The organism is Diaphorobacter limosus, from assembly GCF_033100095.1.
Taxonomy (GTDB): domain Bacteria; phylum Pseudomonadota; class Gammaproteobacteria; order Burkholderiales; family Burkholderiaceae_C; genus Alicycliphilus; species Alicycliphilus limosus.
The window spans coordinates 2413116-2430478 of record NZ_CP136921.1; the positions used below are offsets into that span (position 1 = coordinate 2413116).

A 17363-nucleotide genomic window follows, 5' to 3' on the forward strand; every position below is an offset into this window, starting at 1 on the left:
CCCTCGGCCCAGCGGCCCGGGAAGCACCAGCCATCCGATGAAGCGCGGTTTCTACACCATCATGTCGGCGCAGTTTTTCAGCTCGCTGGCCGACAACGCCTTGTTCGTGACCGCGGTGGAGCTGCTGCGCAGCGGCGGTTCACCCGAATGGCAGCGTGCCGCCCTGGTGCCGATGTTCGCGCTGTTCTACGTGGTCCTGGCGCCCTTCGTGGGCGCGTTTGCCGACTCCATGCCCAAGGGGCGGGTGATGTTCATCAGCAATGCCATCAAGGTGGTGGGCTGCCTGATGATGCTGTTCGGCTCGCACCCGCTGCTGGCCTATGGCGTGGTGGGGCTGGGCGCGGCGGCGTACTCGCCGGCCAAGTACGGCATCCTCACCGAGCTGCTGCCCGCGTCGCAGCTGGTCAAAGCCAATGGCTGGATCGAGGGGCTGACCATAGGCTCCATCATTCTTGGCGTGGTGCTCGGCGGCCAGCTGGTGGCGCCGCATGTCTCCGGCCTGCTGCTGGGCCTGGACATGCCGGGTATTGATCTGGGGCTGGACCTGCCGGCCGAGGCCGCCATCCTCGCCCTGGTGCCGGTGTACGTGCTGGCGGCCGCCATCAACCTGCGCATACCGCTGACCGGCGTGGCCATGCGCCCCATGCCGCGCCAGCTGCTGGTGCTGCTGCGCGACTTCTGGACCTGCAACAACCGCCTGTGGCGCGACCGGCTGGGGCAGATCTCGCTGTCCACCACCACGCTGTTCTGGGGCGTCTCGGGCAATCTGCGCTACATCGTGCTGGCCTGGGCCGGCGTGGCCCTGGGCTACAGCACCACCCAGGCCTCGGCCCTGGTGGGCGTGGTGGCCCTGGGCACGGCCGCGGGCGCGGTGCTGGCCTCGTCGTACACGCAGCTGGACAAGGCCACGCGCGTGCTGCCCCTGGGCGTGGCCATGGGCCTGGTGGTGATATTGATGAACGCCATCGACAACATCTGGCTGGCCGTGCCCTTCTTGATTCTGCTGGGCGGGCTGGGCGGCTTCCTGGTCGTGCCCATGAACGCGCTCTTGCAGCACCGTGGCCACAACCTGATGGGCGCGGGACGCTCGATTGCGGTGCAAAACTTCAATGAACAGGCGGCCATCCTGGGCATGGGCGTGCTCTACAGCCTGTTCACCAAATGGGGGCTGTCGGCGTTTGGCGCCATCGCCGCCTTCGGCCTGCTGGTGGCCGCGGTGATGGTGGTGATACTGCGCTGGCATGTCTACAACGTGCGCCACTACCCCAAGGAAATGGTGCAGCTGCGCAAGATCGCACGCCTGGATCAGCACTGATTTTGATAGCTGTCTGCGCTTTATCTGCAGGCGCTACAGGCATTTTTACCGATAATCTAAGCACCTCATCTCCGCCTCTGGGAACGCCGGCGTCTCGCCGGCATGGAGGGGCCGCCACACTTGGCCACCTGCGGGCCGGCGAGACGCCGGCGCTCCCGGGCCAAAGAAACAAGCACGCACTTTTCATGCAATCTCCCCTGCCCGTCCTGGCCCTGCTGTGCAACGCCCTGCTGTGGGGCCTGTCGTGGTGGCCGTTTCGCAGCATGCATGCCGCCGGCCTGCACCCGCTGTGGGCCACGGCCGTCATGTACACACTGGTCTGCGCCGTGATGCTGGTCGCGCGCCCAGGCAGCCTGGGCGATCTGCTGCGCCAGCCGGCGCTATGGCTGCTGGCGCTGAACTCGGGCATCAACAACATGGCCTTCAACTGGGCCGTGACCGTGGGCGACGTGGTGCGCGTGGTGCTGGTGTTCTACCTCATGCCCGCCTGGCTGGTGCTGCTGGCCTGGCGCATCCTGGGCGAGCGCCCCACGCCGGCGGCGCTGGCACGCCTGGGGCTGGCCTTTGGCGGCGTGGCGCTGGTGCTGGTGCCGGCCGGGGCCAGCTGGGGCGGCCTGCTGGCCAACCTGTCGCTGGCCGACGCGCTGGCGCTGCTGGGCGGCTTCACCTTTGCCGTGACCAACGTGCTGCTGCGGCGCCTGCACACCGTGCCCGGCCCGGCGCGCATGCTGGCCATGTTTGCCGGTTGCATGGGCCTGGGCTGGCTGGCCGCGCTGGCCGGGCTGGCGGCGGGCGTGGTGCCGGCCTTTCCGGCCTTCGACCCGCGCTGGGCCGCCATGGCCGCCGCCCTGGCGCTGCTGCTGATGCTGGGCAACTGGGCGCTGCAGTACGGCGCCGCGCGCCTGCCCACGGCGATCACCGGCGTGGTGATGCTGTCGGAGGTGCTGTTCGCCAGCGTGTCATCGGTGCTGCTGGGCGCCGCCCAACTGCAGCCGCGCACCCTGGCCGGCGGCGCACTGATCGTGCTGGCCGCCCTGTGGGCAACGCTGCAGCGGCGCTGAAAACAGGACACGCCAGAATGGAAAAAGACCGCGGTTCTGCGGCCTTCTGTTGCTGGCGCCGCCCCTTTCCGGGGCGCTGCGCCTGCCGGGTGATCCTTGCGGATCAGGCGGCTTTCTTCTGGCGCTGGCGGGCCGCGGCCAGGCCGGCAAAGCCCAGGCCCAGCAGTGCCAGCGAGCCGGGCTCGGGCACCTGGCCGGTGGGCGGATTCACGGCGCCAAAGCCATCCAGATAGACGTAACCTGCATGACCGCCATAAGGGCAGTCAGAGGCCAGCAGTGTCAGCGTGAAGTCATGCCCCACGGCACTCAGTGCCGCCAGGTCGATCTGCTCCACCACCCAGCCCGAGGAGTACCAGTTGCCAAACTTCGTCCAGGTCACGCCGGACGTCCCCGACCCAATGGAGCCGGCAGAGCTGTAGGCGCGGCTCACCAGGTTGGTGCCCACCGTATCGTCCCTCAGCGTAAGAGAGAAATAGTCGGAATCCGCGAGGCCGTGCGAGGCTTCCAACACCGCGTTCCAGGCAAAGAAGATGCTGTTGTCGGTGTAGTTGTTGACCGTCTGGCTTATGGTCGAGACAGACCTGTTGTTCACTGCGTCGTTGACGCGTACCGAGTAACCGCCGCCATAGACCCGGTTGGCCCCGGTGATGGGGTCGGTACCACCGATCATGATGGTGTTGTTGGACGGGCCGCCTGCGTAGGTCGCAGGATTAACCGGTGCGCCGCCACCAGACCAAAAGCCACCCCCGCCCGTCCAGCCATTGAGGTTGCCATCCTCAAAGCCACCATTGACAAACGCACCGGCGTATGCGGATGTGCCGAGCGTCATCAGAATCGCAGCGGCCATGGAACCCAGTTTTTTGCTCATATCGAATCCTTTCAGGTGCCGTTGACAAAAGGTTGACACCCGGAAACGCATAAGCAACGTTTGTGCCACCGGGAAATGCCATTGATTTCATTGGATTTTTTAGAGAAAACACTCTCCGCACCGGGAGATATGTAAAAAATGTCGACAAGTTGCAGCCGCCGCCTAGCGCACCGACCGGGCCTTTGGCCATGCTTCAAAACCCAGACAGGCCACGCAACCAACAGAAATCAGGCGTGGAGCCACGCCTGTGAAGGCGGATGTTGTGGCAGCGGCTTCAGTCGCGAACAACACCATTCGCGGCTGAAGCCGCTGCCACGACCTGTAGAAAGATCAACGGGCTGTATCAGTAAAGCCGACCGGAAAGCAGCAGATAGCCCGGCAGCCAGCCCGTCAGCACGCCCTGGGCGATGCACATGGCGCCGGTGAAGCAGCCGATGTCGCGCCCGCGCGCCAGCAGCAGCCAGAACAGGGCCCACAGCAGAGCCCAGGCGGCCCAGTTGGCGCCCATCCACCAGTCCAGCAGGCTGCGGGCGCCGGCCAGGGTGTCCAGCGCCACGGGCACGGCGGTAATCGCGACGAACAGGCTGAACCAGCCCAGGCCGCGCCCGTCGGCGCCGCTGAAGCGGTTGGCCGCCACCCACAGGTAGGTGAAGGCGAACAGCAGCGTCAGCGCCCCGCCCTGGATGGAATGGGCGTCGGCGCCCGGGCCGAAGATGGAAAACAGGCCTATCGCCAGCGACACCAGGCCGACGAAGACGTTGATGACCCAGATCTCGCGGTCGGCGATATGGCCGCGCATCCACAGGCCGTTCAGGCACAGCACGGCGCCCACGTAGAACAGCGATACGCCCAGCCACATGACGCCGCTCCTCAGCCCTTGGCCTGCGGGCGGCGTGCCCGCGCCAGGGACTGGGTGACGGCGCGGCGATCCATGCCGTACATGTCGGCGAACTGCTCGGGCGTGGCGCCGCTGGCCTCGAAGGCGCGCGCCAGGGCCTCGGCCTTGGCATCGCGCTCCGCCACTTCGGCAAAGGCTTCGTCCAGCAGGGCGTTGGCCTTGTCGTCGCGCCCGCGCACCAGGGCGTCGTAGGCCTCGCGGGTGAGGCCGCTGGCCTCGAAGGCCTGGGCGATGCGCCGGCGCAGCGTGGCCGTCAAGTCCTCGCCGTCACGCGGTTTGCGGCGGCGGAACACCTCCAACAGCGCGTGGTGCACATGCTCGGGCGCCATGTCCTCCACGGCCTGGCCTTGCAGGTCATGGCGCTTCATGCCCTGGGCCACGGCATTCAGGTAGCGCGTGGAGCGGGTGTGGATGGCGAGGGCGAGCTTGAGCGCGTCCTTGTCGATGGCCTCGCCGTGCGCGGCCATCAGGTCGTGGAAGATGCCGCGCTTGAGCGGCAGGAACTGCGCACCGAACAGATGCGGGTACCAGCCGGCCAGCTGCTCGAGCAGCGGATGCGTGCGACGCGGCTGGGGCTGGGGCGGGCGCTGCTCGCCGGCCCCTTCGGGTGCGGATGCCGGCGCGGCCGGCTCGCGCCGGGCGCCGAAGCGGCGGCGCCCGCCACGGCGGTTCGCACGGGGCGCCGGCTGGGCGTGCGGCGCGGCTGCGGCCTCTGCGGCGGCGGCGGGTGGCGTGGCCTCGGCGGGGGGCGTCGGCAGGTCGTTCACGGGATCGTTCATGGCTCAGAAACGCGCGGCATGGCGCATGCGGCGCGGCGGGTCAAAACCCGCCATCATGCCAGCAATGCCTCGTCCAGCAGCTCCACCCAGTGGCGCACGGGGATGTCGGTGCCGCCTTGCAGGTGGGTGATGCAACCCATGTTGGCCGACAGGATGGCCGCGGGCGGCGCGTCGGCAAAGGCCTCGCCCAGGGCGCCCAGCTTGCGCTCGCGCAGCTGCCGCGACAGCTCGGGGTTGAGCACCGAGTAGGTGCCGGCCGCGCCGCAGCACAGGTGCGATTCGGTGCGCGCCACGCGCAGCGTGAAGCCCAGGGCCGCCATATGCCGCTCCACGCCGCCGCGCAGCTTCTGGCCATGCTGCAGCGTGCAGGGCGGGTGGTAGGCAAAGGCGCGGCCGGCGGCGCGCACGCGGTCTTTCAAGAGCGGCACCAGGCCCGGCAGCAGCTCGGACAGGTCGCGCGTCAGGCTGCTGATGCGCGCCGCCTTGTCGGCGTATTGCGCGTCGCGCGCCAGGACATGGCCGTACTCCTTGACCGTGACGCCGCAGCCCGAGGCGTTCATGACCAGGCATTCGACCTCGCCGCGCTCGATGTAGGGCCACCAGGCGTCGATGTTGGCGCGCATTTGCGCGCGGCCGCCGTCCTGGTCGTTCAGGTGGAACTTGACGGCGCCGCAGCAGCCGGCCTGGCGCGCCACGACGGTCTCTATGCCCGCGGCGTCGAGCACGCGCGCCGTGGCGCTGTTGATGTTGGGCGCCATGCTGGGCTGCACGCAGCCCTCCAGCAGCAGCACCTTGCGCGCATGGCTGCGCCGGGGCCAGGCGCCGGCCGGCGGGTGGGGCTGAACCTTGTCGCGCAAGCCCTCGGGCAGCAGGCCGCGCACGGCCCGGCCGGCCTTCATCGCGGGGGCGAATAGCGGCGAGGGCAGGCCCTCCTTGAGCAGCCAGCGCACGGCCGCCTCGCCCGCCGGGCGCGGCACTTTTTCTTCGACGATGCGCCGGCCTATGTCCACCAGGTTGCCGTATTGCACGCCGCTGGGGCAGGTGGTTTCGCAGTTACGGCAGGTCAGGCAGCGGTCCAGATGCGCTTGGGTCTTGCGCGTGGGCTCCATCCCTTCGAGCACCTGCTTGATCAGGTAGATGCGCCCGCGCGGGCTGTCCAGCTCGTCGCCCAGCAGCTGGTAGGTGGGGCAGGTGGCGGTGCAAAAGCCGCAGTGCACGCATTTGCGCAGGATGGCCTCGGCCTCCTGCCCTTCGGGCGTGCCCTGGTACTCGGGTGCGAGCTGGGTTTGCATGGGTGCTTTCCTGTATGGGCCTGCCGCGCGGCTACAGGAGCCGGCCGGGGTTGAGGATGGCGGCCGGATCGAACGCTTGCTTCAGGCGCCGGTGTATCGTCGCCAACGCCCCAGAATTGGCATCAAAAATGCCTTTATCGCCCATCCCATCAGCGCCAGCAGCTATAAAACAAGAAGCACTACCACCGACCTGCAGGGCCAGCGTGCGTAACGCCTCGCGGTGGTGCATGGGCGCCTGCAGCCAGCGCAGGCCACCCTGCCATTCGATGAGCGGCGCCGCCACGCCCGCGGGCAGTGGCAGCACCGGCGCCGTCTGCGGCAGGGACAGGCGCCACAGCGCCTGGTCAGCCGGGCGCGCCGCAAACCAGGGCAGACGCTGGTCGCGGCAGGCCTGCCAGTCGTCGGCCACATTCGGCGCGTCCTGCGGCTCGCCGCCCATGTCGCGACAGGCGGCCTCCACCGCCGCCCGTGCGCCGCGCAGGCGCACATAAAGCTGGCCCGCGCCGCCCTCTTCCAGCCAGCAGCTGGCATTCAAAGGCAGGGGCTGGCCGCCCCAGGCGTGCAGCATCTTCAGCGCCTCGGCCTGGCCGCAGTCAAAGCGCAGCGTGGCCTCGGCCGGCGCCACGGGCAGCACCTTCAGGCTGACCTCGGTGATCACGCCCAGCTGGCCCCAGCTGCCCGCCATCAGGCGCGAGACGTCGTAGCCGGCGACGTTCTTCATCACCTGGCCGCCAAAGCGCAGCAGCTCGCCACGGCCGTTGATGATCTCCACGCCCAGCACGAAGTCGCGCACCGCGCCCACGCTGGCGCGCGCCGGGCCCGACAGGCCGGCGGCCACCATGCCGCCGACGGTGCCACCAGCGGCAAAGCGCGGCGGCTCGAAGGCCAGGCATTGGCCATGCCGGGCCAGCAGCGCCTCCAGCTCGGCCAGCGGCGTGCCGGCCAGGGCCGTCACCACCAGCTCGCTGGGCTCGTAGCTGACGATGCCGGCCAGGGGCCGCATGTCCAGCGGCTCGCCCGCATGGCGCGGCGCGCCGAGGCCGTGAAAGTCCTTGGTACCGCCGCCGCGGATGCACAGCGGGGCCTGGCGCGCGGCGCTGTCGCGCACGCGGTCGATGATCTGGCTGAGGGCTGCGTCCATGGCGGCCATGGTACTGCCGGCCCCGCGCGCGGCGGGCGGGCGCGGGTTTGATTTTTTTGAACGCGCGGCGTGAAGGCTTTGTGCCCAGCCGCACCCACCATCAACGGTTGTACGCCGTCTCGCCGTGGTAGCTGATGTCCAGGCCCTGGCGCTCGGCCTCCTCGCTCACGCGCAAGCCCACCAGCAGGTCGGCGATCTTGTAGGCCACGAAGGACACCACGCCGGACCAAACGATGGTGAACAGCACGCTCTTGACCTGTATCCACAGCTGCGCGCCCATGCTGAAGGTGTCGGGAGTCAGGCCCCCGGTGCCACCCAGGCCCTGGGCCGCGAACACGCCGGTGAGGATGGCGCCGACGATGCCGCCCAGGCCATGCACGCCGAACACGTCGAAGGCGTCGTCCACCTTGAGCATGCGCTTCAGGCCGCCCACGCCCCACAGGCAGACCAGGCCGGAGACCAGGCCGATGGCGATGGCGCCCATGGGCCCGACAAAGCCCGCGGCCGGCGTGACCGCCACCAGGCCGGCGACGGCGCCCGAGGCCGCGCCCAGCATCGATGCCTTGCCCTTGTGCACGGCCTCGCCCGCGCTCCACGACAGCGTGGCGGCGGCGGTGGCGAGCACGGTGTTGACGAAGGCCAGGCCGGCGACGGCGTTGGCGGCGCCGGCCGAGCCGGCGTTGAAGCCGAACCAGCCCACCCACAGCAGCGACGCGCCCACCATGGTCAGCGTCAACGAGTGCGGCGTGAACGCCTCGCGGCCAAAGCCTATGCGCTTGCCCACCATGGTGGCGCCCACCAGGCCGGCGATGCCGGCGTTGATGTGCACCACGGTGCCGCCGGCGAAGTCCAGCGCGCCGTCCGCCGCCAGCAGACCACCACCCCAGACGATATGCGCCATGGGCACGTAGCTGAAGCTGAACCACAGCACGGCAAAGATCAGCACGGCGGAGAACTTGATGCGCTCGGCGAACGAGCCCACGATCAGCGCCACGGTGATGGCCGCGAACGTGCCCTGGAAGGCGAAGAACACGTATTCGGGGATGGTGGTCAGTGCGCCAAAACTCTCCAGGCCCACGCCCTTGAGGAACATCTTGGACAGGTCGCCCACGAACTTGCCCTCGCCCGAGAACGCCAGGCTGTAGCCGTAGATGGCCCACAGCAGCGAGCACAGGGCAAAGATCACGAACACCTGCACCAGCACCGACAGCATGTTCTTGGCCCGCCCCAGGCCGCCGTAGAACAGTGCCAGGCCGGGGATGGTCATCAGGATCACCAGCAGCGTCGAGGTCAGCATCCAGGCCGTGTCGCCCGAATCGATGCGCGGTGCGGCCGGCGCCTGGGCGCATGCGGCGCCGGCCAATAGGCACAGGCCTGGCACCAGGAAAGCGTGTACTTTTCTCATGATGGGTCTCCGTCGCCTACGGTTACAGGGCCTGCACGCCGGTCTCGCCGGTGCGTATGCGCACCACCTGCTCCAGCGCGGCCACGAAGATCTTGCCGTCGCCGATCTTGCCGGTGCGCGCCGCGCCCTCTATGGCCTCGATGGCGCGCTCCACCAGCGCATCGTCCACCGCGGCCTCGACCTTCACCTTGGGCAGAAAGTCCACCACATACTCGGCGCCGCGGTACAGCTCGGTATGGCCCTTCTGGCGGCCAAAGCCCTTGACCTCGGTGACGGTGATGCCCTGCACGCCGATGTCCGACAGCGCCTCGCGCACCTCGTCGAGCTTGAAGGGTTTGATGATGGCGGTGATCATTTTCATGGTGGGTCCTCCGTGAATGGGTATGCCTGCCTGATGCACGTAGCGTGCCAGCCACGCCGGGCGCCGCGCGCCCAGGTACATTGGGTGGCAAACCCGCGCGGACACGCCGTCTCGCGCACCAAATTGGGGAGGATTCACGCCATGGGTCTTGCTTTGGTGCAAAGCCGCGCCCTGCTGGGCCTGCAGGCACCCGCCGTCACCGTCGAGGTGCATCTGGCCAATGGCCTGCCCAGCTTTGCGCTGGTCGGCCTGGCCGATGTCGAGGTCAAGGAGGCGCGCGAGCGCGTGCGCTCGGCGCTGCAGAACGCGGGACTGGAGTTCCCCAGCAACAAGAAGATCACCGTCAACCTGGCGCCGGCCGACCTGCCCAAGGACTCGGGGCGCTTCGACCTGCCGATCGCGCTGGGCATCCTGGCCGCCAGCGGGCAGATTGATGCGGCGCGCCTGGCCGGCTGGGAGTTTGCCGGCGAGCTGTCGCTGTCGGGCCAGCTGCGGCCGGTGCGCGGCGCGCTGGCCACCAGCCTGGCCCTGCATGGCCTGGAGCCGCCTGTGCGCATGGTGCTGCCGCCGGGCAGCGCCGAAGAAGCCGCCCTGGTGCCCAGCGCGCAGATCTGGCGCGCACGCCACCTGCTGGACGTGGTGCGGCAGTTTCTGCCCGCCGGCAACAATTCCGAGCCAGAGCCCGACGACGACGGCTGGCAGCGCCTGCAGCCGGCCCCGCCCGCCGTCCACACCGATGGCCCGGATCTGGCCGATGTCAAGGGCCAGGCCGCCGCCAAGCGCGCGCTGGAGATCGCCGCCGCCGGCGGCCACGGCCTGCTGCTGGTGGGCCCGCCGGGCTCGGGCAAGTCCATGCTGGCGCAGCGCTTTGCCGGCCTGCTGCCGCCCATGAGCGTGCAGCAGGCGCTGCAGAGCGCGGCCATTGCCAGCCTGGCCGGGCGCTTCACCGGCGCGCAGTGGATGCAGCGCATCACCGCCAGCCCGCACCACAGCTGCAGCGCGATTGCCCTGGTCGGCGGCGGCTCGCCGCCCAGGCCGGGCGAGATCTCGCTGGCGCATGAGGGCGTGCTATTCCTCGATGAATTCCCCGAATTTGCCCGCAGCGCCCTGGAAGCCCTGCGCGAGCCGCTGGAGAGCGGGCGCATCACCATATCGCGCGCGGCGCAGCGCGCGGAGTTCCCGGCGCGCTTTCAGCTCATCGCCGCCATGAACCCCTGCCCCTGCGGCTTTGCCGGGTCGGGGCAGCGCGCCTGCCGCTGCACGCCCGACCAGGTGGCGCGCTACCAGGGCAAGCTGTCCGGCCCGCTGCTCGATCGCATAGACCTGCATGTCGAGGTGCCGCAGCTGCCTGCCGCCGACCTGCTGAATGCCCCCGCCGGCGAGGCCAGCAGCGCAGTGCGCGCGCGCGTGGCCCAGGCGCACGCCCGCGCCCTGGCGCGCCAGGGCCAGCCCAACCAGGCACTGCAGGGCCAGCAGCTGGACCAGATGGCCGCGCTGGACGATGCCGCCGCGCGCTTTCTGCAGACCGCCGCCGCGCGCCTGGCCTGGTCGGCACGCGGCACGCACCGCGCGCTGAAGGTGGCGCGCACGATTGCCGACCTGGCCGGGTCGGAGCATGTGACGGTGGCCCATGTGGCCGAGGCCATGCAATACCGGCGGGTGTTGCGCACTACTGTTTAGATAGCTTGTGGCGCTTTCTACATAAGCGCTACAGGCCTTTTTCTTACAAACCCAGATACGCCTGCCGCGCCCGCGCATCGCGCGCCAGCTCAGCCATGGGGGCTTCATGCACGATCTGGCCCTTTTCCAGCACATAGGCGCGGTCGGCCACGGCCTGGGCCAGGGTCAGGTTTTGCTCGCTCAGCAGGATGCCCACGCCCCGGGCCTTGAGCTGCAGGATGGCTCGCGCCATCTGCGCGACGATGAGCGGGGCCACGCCCTCGGAGGGCTCGTCGAGCAGCACCAGCAGGGGCTGGCCCATCAGCGTGCGCGCCACGCTCAGCATTTGCTGCTCGCCGCCGCTCATCTGGCCGCCGGGGCGGTGGGGCATCTCGCCCAGGTTGGGGAACAGCGCGAACAGGGTTGCGGGCGTCCAGTGCGGCGCCGGCTGGCCGTCCGGCCAGTGGCGCGGCGCTTGCCGGCCGACCTCGAGGTTTTGCAGCACCGTCAGGTCGGTGAAGATGCGCCGGTCCTCGGGCACATAGCCCAGGCCCAGGCGCGCGATCTGGTGCGCCGGCAGGCCGTGGATGGCCTGGCCCTGTAGCTGCACGCGGCCCTGGGTGCGCGCCAGCAGGCCGGCAATGCCCTTGAGGGTGGTGCTCTTGCCCGCGCCGTTGCGGCCCATCAGCGCCACCACCTCGCCACGGCCCACCTGCAGCGACACGCCGTGCAGGATATGGGCGGCGCCGTACCAGGCGTTCAGGTGTTCGACGGCGAGCAGCGGTGCGGACTGGGGCGGCCCCTCACCCCTCCCTCTCCCCAAAGGGGCGAGGGCGACCGGTTGCGCCGGTATTACTCCCTCTCCCTCTGGGGAGAGGGAGGGGTGAGGGCCGGCCACCACCGGCGCCTCTTCCAGCCCCCCGCCCAGATACGCCGCCTGCACGCGCTCATCCTGGCGCATGGCCTCGGGCGTCCCCTGGGCCAGCAGCTGGCCGCGCACCAGCACGGCCACGCGGTCGGCCTGGCCGAAGACCACGTCCATGCTGTGCTCGGTGAACAGCACAGCCATGGCGCGCTCGCGCGCGAGGCGCCGCACCAGCCGCATCAGCGCCAGGCGCTCGGCGCTGGCCATGCCGGCCGTGGGCTCGTCCATCAACAGCAGGCGCGGCGCGTGCGCCAGGGCCATGGCCAGCTCGACGCGCTTGACATCGCCATAGGCCAGCTCGCTGCAGGGGCGGTCGGCCTGATCCTGCATGCCCACCTGCTCCAGCAGGGCCAGCGCGTCCGGCACGCGGTGCTGGCCGGCGCGGCGCCACCAGCGCCAGCCGCGTCGGTCGTGCGACAGCAGGGCCAGCTGCAGGTTCTGCAGCACGGTGAAGCTGGCGCAGGTCTGGGCAATCTGGAAGGTACGGCCCACACCCAGGCGCCAGATGACGCGCGGCGGCAGGCCGGTGATGTCCTGGCCGGCCAGCAACACGCGGCCGGCGTCGGGCCGGATCTGCCCGCCCAGCATGTTGAAGCAGGTGCTCTTGCCCGCGCCGTTGGGGCCGATCAGCGCCAGCAGCTCGCCGGCCGCCAGCGCGAACGACACGCCCTGCACGGCCTGCACGCCGCCAAAGGACTTGCGCAGGCCCTCCACGCGCAGCAGGCTCATGCGATTACTCCTTTTTTAGGAGCTATCAGCGCTTGCCAATATTGCGCAAACCCCGAAATTCCCTGTGGAAACAGCAGCACCAGCGCCAGCATGCTGCCGCCCAGCAGCGCGCGCCAGTAGTCGGTGGCGCGGGCCACGCTGTCGTGCAGCCAGGTGAAGGCGGCCGCGCCCACCAGCGGGCCGGCCAGCTGCTGCATGCCGCCCAGCAGCACCATGACCAGGCCGTCGACCGACTTGCCGACCCACAGCACCTCGGGCGCCACGCCGCCCTTGGAGAAGGTGAACAGCGCGCCCGCCAGCCCCGCCAGCAGGCCGGCGACGACGAAGGCCGCCCATTGCACGCGGCGCACGTTGATGCCAATGGCCTCGGCGCGCGTGGCCGAGTCGCGCGCGGCGCGCAGCGCCCAGCCCAGGGGCGCGAACAACATGCGCCGCAGCAGGTAGAGGCCCGCCGCGACAAAAGCCAGCACCAGCCAGTAGAAGGCCGTGCCCTGCGCCCAATCGGGCGGCCAAACGCCGGTCAGGCCATTGCTGCCGCCCGTGAGGCCGTCCCACTGGAAGGCGATGGCCCAGGTGATTTGCGCGAAGGCCAGCGTCAGCATGGTCAGCGACACGCCCGACAGGCGCACGCAAAACCAGCCATAGAGCAGCGCCCCGCCCGCCGCCACCAGGGGGGCCAGCAGCAGCGCCGCGCCCATGGGCAGGCCCGCCGCGCGCGTGAGCAGCGCCGCACCATAGGCGCCCAGGCCAAAGTAGGCCGCGTGGCCAAACGAATGCAGCCCACCCGGCCCCAGGATGAAATGCAGGCTGGCGGCAAACAGCGCGGCGATGAAGATGTCGGTCAGCAGCACCGTGGCGTAGCTGCCCGGCCCCAGGATGAGCGGCAGCAGCGCCAATGCCAGCAGCAGGACGACCCAGCCGGTGCCGGCCAGCGGGCCGGCGCCGGCCAGGGGCGCCTCGGGCGCGCCCACGCCGCGCACGGCGGCCTGCGGCCGGCCCATCAACCCCCAGGGGCGCCAGATGAGCACGGCAGCCATGACCAGAAACTCCACCACCAGGGTGAGTTTGGGGAAGGCGATCGCCACCCCTGCGATCTGCACCACGCCCAGCCAGATGCACACGGCCTTGAGCTCGGCGATCAGCAGCGCGGCGACAAAGGCGCCGGGCAGCGAGCCCATGCCGCCCACCACCACGACGACGAAGGCCGCGCCTATGGTCAGCATGTCCAGTTCCAGGCTGGCGGGCTCGCGCGGCAGCTGCAGCGCGCCACCCAGGCCGGCCAGCGCCGCGCCCAGCGCGAACACGCCGGTGAACAGCCAGGCCTGGTTCACGCCCAGGGCGCCGACCATCTCGCGGTCCTGCGTGGCGGCGCGCACCAGCGTGCCCCAGCGCGTGCGCGTCAGCAACAGCGTGAGCAGCAGCAGCACCAGCGGGCCGACGGCGATGAGCAGCAGGTCATAGGCCGGAAAGCGCCGGCCCAGGATGTCCACCGCGCCTTCCAGCCCCGGCGCGCGCGGGCCGAACAGTTCCTGCGGGCCCCACAGCCACAGCGCCGCGTCCTTGATCACCAGCACCAGGGCAAAGGTGGCCAGCAGCTGCAGCAGCTCTGGCGCACCGTAGACACGGCGCAGGAGCAGCAGCTCGACCAGCGCGCCCAAGAGGCCCAGAACCAGCGGCGCCAGCAGCAGCGCGGGCCAGAAGCCTATCGCATCGCCCAGCAGCGCGACGCTGGAATACGCTACGTACAGCCCCAGCATGTAGAACGAGCCATGGGCAAAGTTGACGATGCGGGTGACGCCAAAGATCAGCGACAGCCCGGCCGCCACCAGGAACAGCGCGGACGCGCCGGCCAGGCCGTTGAGCAGCTGGGCCAGCAGGCCGGAGAGGTCCATGCGTGCAGGTTCAGTGCGTCAGGGTGCGGCCGGCCGCAGCTTCTTCACCTCGGCGTCGGACGGCTGGAACTTGGCGCCATCCATGTACTTGAAGTTCACCATCACCCCCTTGCCGCCGTACAGCCCGGTCTTGCCCACATAGGCGCCCATGGTGGACTGGTGGTCCTGGGCGCGGTAGGTGATGGGGCCGAACGGCGTGCGCACCTCCAGGCCGCGGAAGGCGGCGATGAGCGCCTCGGTGTCGGCGCTGCCGGCCTTGCGCAGCCCCGCGGCGATGGACTGGATAGCGTTGTAGCCCACCACCGAGCCGGCGCGCGGATAGTCCTTGAAGCGCTTGCGATAGGCGGTGGCAAAGGCGTCGTGGTCGGGTGTGAAGATGGCGTACCAGGGGTAGCCGGTGACCACCCAGCCCAGCGGCGTCTCGCCCTGCAGCGTGTCCAGGTACTCGGGCTCGCCCGTGAGCAGGCTGACCACGCCCTTGCCCTGGAACAGGCCGCGCGTATTGCCCTCGCGGACAAACTTGGCGAGATCGGCCGCGAACAGCACGTTGAAGATGGCGTCCGGCCTGGCATCAGCCAGCGCCTGCACCACGCTGCCGGCGTCCACCTTGCCCAGCGGTGTGGCCTGCTCGGCGACAAACTCCACATCCGGCTGCGCTGCGGTAAGCAGCTTCTTGAACGTGGCCACGGCCGACTGGCCGTACTCGTAATTGGGGTAGACGATGGCCCAGCGCTTTTTCTTCATGGCCGCGGCCTCGGGCACCAGCATGGCCACCTGCATGTAGGTCGAGGGGCGCAGGCGGAAGGTGTAGCGGTTGCCCTGTTCCCAGACGATCTTGTCGGTCAGCGGCTCGGCGGCCAGGAAGAAGCGCTTTTTCTGCTGCGCGAAGTCGGTCAGCGCCAGCCCCACATGCGACAGAAAGCTGCCCATGAGCACGTCCACCTTCTCGCGCGCGATCAGCTCCTCGGCGGCGCGCACGGCGTCGGCCGGGTTGCCGTTGTCGTCGCGCGTGACCAGCACCAGCTTCTTGCCGCCAATGCCGCCGGTGATGTTGATCTGCGCCAGCGCCAACTCCATGCCCTTCTTGTAGGGCTCGAGGAAGGCCGGCTGGGCCTTGTAGCTGTTGATCTCGCCAATGGTGTAGACATCCTGCGCCTGGGCCGCGCCCAGGGCGCAGGCCAGCATGGCCAGGACGGTGGTGAATGACTTCTTCATGCGTGAATCCTTGCTGCAGCGCAACAGCCGCGGCCCGCAACTGTACCGCCGCCGCCGCCTTGCCCCACAATATGCGGGTTTGCCCGCATGACGGGCGGGCGGTTCGGCGCAATTCGGCTTATGCCTGACACGAATAAAAAAACCGCGACACTAGCCGCAAAGCCCAGCCTCCCCCACTTTTCATCTTTCTTCCTGTCCATCCATGAGCGCATTCCTCGAAGAGCGTGTCCTGTCGGTGCACCACTGGACCGATCGCCTATTCAGCTTCACCACCACGCGCGACCCGGCGCTGCGGTTCTCCAACGGCCACTTCACCATGATCGGCCTGAAGGTGAACGACAAGCCGCTGCTGCGCGCCTACAGCATCGTCAGCGCCAACTACGAGGAGCACCTGGAGTTCCTGTCCATCAAGGTGCCCGACGGCCCGCTGACCTCGCGCCTGCAGCACATCAAGGTGGGCGACCACATCATCGTCGGCAAGAAGCCCACCGGCACGCTGCTCATCGACTACCTGCTGCCGGCCAAGCGGCTGTACCTGATGTCCACCGGCACCGGGCTGGCGCCGTTCCTGAGCGTGATCCGCGACCCCGAGACCTACGAGAAGTTCGAGCAGGTGATCCTGATCCACGGCGTGCGCGAGGTGGCCGAGCTGGCCTACTACGACTACCTGACCAAGGAGCTGCCGCAGCACGAGCTGCTGGGCGAGATGATCAGCCGCCAGCTCAAGTACTACCCCACGGTGACGCGCGAGCCCTTCAAGCACCAGGGCCGCATCAACGAGCTGATCGAAAACGGCAAGCTGGCCGCTGACCTGGGCCTGCCCCAGCTGAATGCGCTGGAAGACCGCGTGATGCTGTGCGGCAGCCCGGAGATGCTGGCCACGCTCAAGACCCTGCTGGAGCACCGCGACTTTGAAGAGGGCAACACCACGCGGCCGGGCGACTTCGTCATCGAACGCGCCTTCGTCGAGAAATAAAAGGCGCGGCCTGAAACGCCACGGGCGCTACCAGTTGCATAGCTGGTAGCGCCCGTTTTTATTGGGCTGGAGCCCAAAAACGCCCTGAAAACCGTCAATAGGCCCGGTCGTTCACATACACCGGCCGGGCGCCAGGGCGCTCGGTAGCGCCGGCACCATCGTCCACGCGAAAGCCCTTGCCCTCCAGGCGCACCGGCGTGCCCTCGGCCACGGGCTGGGCGCGCGTGAAGTTGCGCACCGAGCCGTCCTGCATGCGCACGCGCATCTGGTAGACGGTGCTGCTGCGGGCGCGCTCCTCCACCTTGTGGCCCACATAGCCGCCGCCCACGGCGCCCAGCACCGTGGCGGCGGTGCGGCCCGAGCCCTTGCCCACCTGGTTGCCCAGCACGCCGCCCAGCACGCCACCGGCCACCGCGCCCAGGCCCGTGGCCGGCGCGGCCTGCTCCAGCGCCTGCACCGATTCGACATGGCCGCAGCTGGCGCACACCGGCGCCGCTGGGCGCGCCTGCGCCACCGGCTGCGACGGGTGTTCCGGCAGGCGCGCGGGGCGCGCGGCAAGCTGATTCGCTCTTGAATCAGGAGCTGCATGTGCTTGCTGTAAAACGGTTTGTGGCGGTTTTTGCTTGGAAATTTCCGCGCGTTGCGTGGACTCCTGGACGGGTTGCGCCATGGGCGCATCGCTGTGCAGGTTCTGCGCCAGCAGCGTACCGCCCAGCGCCAGCACGCTCGCGCCCAGCGCGCCCACGGCAATCCAAAGCCATTTCAGTGTGGCCGGGCTCTGGGCCACGGCGGTGCTGGGGTGCATATCCAATTCCTGTGCAATGAAGTGCGCGCAGCCTAACGCCCG

General features: G+C 69.3%; 15 protein-coding genes. 4 read left to right on the forward strand and 11 right to left on the reverse strand.

The annotated features are described in order from the left end of the window. The first annotated feature begins 37 nt into the window (after positions 1-37). Together lplT and P4826_RS11750 are read left to right on the forward strand one after the other, a co-directional pair. The gene (gene lplT / locus P4826_RS11745; protein WP_317700575.1) at positions 38-1315 is read left to right on the forward strand and encodes a lysophospholipid transporter LplT; all 1278 of its coding nucleotides are present in this window, start codon (positions 38-40) and stop codon (positions 1313-1315) included. Between the two features lie 185 nt (positions 1316-1500). Next, positions 1501-2376, forward strand: a complete 876-nt coding sequence (locus P4826_RS11750) for a DMT family transporter (protein WP_317700576.1) — start codon at positions 1501-1503, stop codon at positions 2374-2376. 103 nt (positions 2377-2479) lie between these two features. On the opposite strand, the gene P4826_RS11755 is transcribed toward P4826_RS11750, so the two are convergent. The 7 genes from P4826_RS11755 to P4826_RS11785 all read right to left on the reverse strand — a co-directional run bounded on the left by P4826_RS11755 (position 2480) and on the right by P4826_RS11785 (position 9120). After that, complete coding sequence (locus P4826_RS11755; protein ID WP_317700577.1) at positions 2480-3244, reverse strand: PEP-CTERM sorting domain-containing protein; 765 nt, start codon at positions 3242-3244, stop codon at positions 2480-2482. Between the two features lie 343 nt (positions 3245-3587). Next, positions 3588-4103, reverse strand: coding sequence for an AmiS/UreI family transporter (locus P4826_RS11760; protein WP_317700578.1), 516 nt, complete (start codon positions 4101-4103; stop codon positions 3588-3590). An 11-nt stretch (positions 4104-4114) separates the two neighbouring features. Further along, the gene (locus P4826_RS11765) at positions 4115-4921 is read right to left on the reverse strand and encodes a ProQ/FINO family protein (RefSeq protein ID WP_317700579.1); all 807 of its coding nucleotides are present in this window, start codon (positions 4919-4921) and stop codon (positions 4115-4117) included. A 53-nt stretch (positions 4922-4974) separates the two neighbouring features. Further along, a complete protein-coding gene (glcF, locus tag P4826_RS11770) occupies positions 4975-6213 on the reverse strand; it encodes a glycolate oxidase subunit GlcF (RefSeq protein ID WP_317700580.1) in 1239 nt (412 codons plus the stop codon). Between the two features lie 31 nt (positions 6214-6244). Further along, positions 6245-7354 carry a glycolate oxidase subunit GlcE gene (glcE, locus tag P4826_RS11775; RefSeq protein WP_317700581.1) on the reverse strand — a complete coding sequence of 370 codons (1110 nt, stop codon included), beginning with the start codon at positions 7352-7354 and terminating at the stop codon, positions 6245-6247. A 100-nt stretch (positions 7355-7454) separates the two neighbouring features. Beyond that, positions 7455-8759 carry an ammonium transporter gene (locus P4826_RS11780; protein ID WP_317700582.1) on the reverse strand — a complete coding sequence of 435 codons (1305 nt, stop codon included), beginning with the start codon at positions 8757-8759 and terminating at the stop codon, positions 7455-7457. A gap of 22 nt (positions 8760-8781) precedes the next feature. After that, entirely contained in the window at positions 8782-9120 is a 339-nt protein-coding gene (locus P4826_RS11785; RefSeq protein WP_317700583.1) for a P-II family nitrogen regulator, read from the reverse strand. Between the two features lie 141 nt (positions 9121-9261). Here P4826_RS11785 and P4826_RS11790 point away from each other — a divergent pair, with 141 nt between their 5' ends. After that, positions 9262-10800, forward strand: a complete 1539-nt coding sequence (locus P4826_RS11790) for a YifB family Mg chelatase-like AAA ATPase (RefSeq protein WP_317700584.1) — start codon at positions 9262-9264, stop codon at positions 10798-10800. 43 nt (positions 10801-10843) lie between these two features. Here P4826_RS11790 and P4826_RS11795 read toward each other — a convergent pair whose 3' ends face one another. The 3 genes from P4826_RS11795 to P4826_RS11805 are packed head-to-tail and all read right to left on the reverse strand — an operon-like array spanning position 10844 to position 15540. Next, complete coding sequence (locus P4826_RS11795; protein WP_317700585.1) at positions 10844-12433, reverse strand: ATP-binding cassette domain-containing protein; 1590 nt, start codon at positions 12431-12433, stop codon at positions 10844-10846. After that, complete coding sequence (locus tag P4826_RS11800; protein WP_317700586.1) at positions 12430-14325, reverse strand: ABC transporter permease; 1896 nt, start codon at positions 14323-14325, stop codon at positions 12430-12432. The genes P4826_RS11795 and P4826_RS11800 overlap by 4 nt, the downstream gene beginning before the upstream one ends. Positions 14326-14343: 18 nt before the next feature. Next, positions 14344-15540 (reverse strand): ABC transporter substrate-binding protein, encoded by a 1197-nt coding sequence (locus tag P4826_RS11805; protein ID WP_317700587.1) that lies wholly within the window; start codon positions 15538-15540, stop codon positions 14344-14346. A gap of 202 nt (positions 15541-15742) precedes the next feature. On the opposite strand from P4826_RS11805, the gene P4826_RS11810 reads away from it, so the two are divergent. Further along, a complete protein-coding gene (locus P4826_RS11810; protein WP_317700588.1) occupies positions 15743-16516 on the forward strand; it encodes a ferredoxin--NADP reductase in 774 nt (257 codons plus the stop codon). Between the two features lie 94 nt (positions 16517-16610). Here P4826_RS11810 and P4826_RS11815 read toward each other — a convergent pair whose 3' ends face one another. Continuing rightward, entirely contained in the window at positions 16611-17321 is a 711-nt protein-coding gene (locus tag P4826_RS11815; RefSeq protein ID WP_317700589.1) for a glycine zipper 2TM domain-containing protein, read from the reverse strand. Positions 17322-17363: the final 42 nt, after the last annotated feature.

What these genes read in the sequence shown, in the direction of transcription:
- lplT (WP_317700575.1), top strand. Translation starts at nt 38, where the DNA reads ATGAAGCGCGGTTTCTACACCATCATGTCGGCGCAGTTTTTCAGCTCG.
- P4826_RS11750 (WP_317700576.1), top strand. Translation starts at nt 1,501, where the DNA reads ATGCAATCTCCCCTGCCCGTCCTGGCCCTGCTGTGCAACGCCCTGCTG.
- P4826_RS11755 (WP_317700577.1), bottom strand. Translation starts at nt 3,244, where the DNA reads ATGAGCAAAAAACTGGGTTCCATGGCCGCTGCGATTCTGATGACGCTC.
- P4826_RS11760 (WP_317700578.1), bottom strand. Translation starts at nt 4,103, where the DNA reads ATGTGGCTGGGCGTATCGCTGTTCTACGTGGGCGCCGTGCTGTGCCTG.
- P4826_RS11765 (WP_317700579.1), bottom strand. Translation starts at nt 4,921, where the DNA reads ATGAACGATCCCGTGAACGACCTGCCGACGCCCCCCGCCGAGGCCACG.
- glcF (WP_317700580.1), bottom strand. Translation starts at nt 6,213, where the DNA reads ATGCAAACCCAGCTCGCACCCGAGTACCAGGGCACGCCCGAAGGGCAG.
- glcE (WP_317700581.1), bottom strand. Translation starts at nt 7,354, where the DNA reads ATGGACGCAGCCCTCAGCCAGATCATCGACCGCGTGCGCGACAGCGCC.
- P4826_RS11780 (WP_317700582.1), bottom strand. Translation starts at nt 8,759, where the DNA reads ATGAGAAAAGTACACGCTTTCCTGGTGCCAGGCCTGTGCCTATTGGCC.
- P4826_RS11785 (WP_317700583.1), bottom strand. Translation starts at nt 9,120, where the DNA reads ATGAAAATGATCACCGCCATCATCAAACCCTTCAAGCTCGACGAGGTG.
- P4826_RS11790 (WP_317700584.1), top strand. Translation starts at nt 9,262, where the DNA reads ATGGGTCTTGCTTTGGTGCAAAGCCGCGCCCTGCTGGGCCTGCAGGCA.
- P4826_RS11795 (WP_317700585.1), bottom strand. Translation starts at nt 12,433, where the DNA reads ATGAGCCTGCTGCGCGTGGAGGGCCTGCGCAAGTCCTTTGGCGGCGTG.
- P4826_RS11800 (WP_317700586.1), bottom strand. Translation starts at nt 14,325, where the DNA reads ATGGACCTCTCCGGCCTGCTGGCCCAGCTGCTCAACGGCCTGGCCGGC.
- P4826_RS11805 (WP_317700587.1), bottom strand. Translation starts at nt 15,540, where the DNA reads ATGAAGAAGTCATTCACCACCGTCCTGGCCATGCTGGCCTGCGCCCTG.
- P4826_RS11810 (WP_317700588.1), top strand. Translation starts at nt 15,743, where the DNA reads ATGAGCGCATTCCTCGAAGAGCGTGTCCTGTCGGTGCACCACTGGACC.
- P4826_RS11815 (WP_317700589.1), bottom strand. Translation starts at nt 17,321, where the DNA reads ATGCACCCCAGCACCGCCGTGGCCCAGAGCCCGGCCACACTGAAATGG.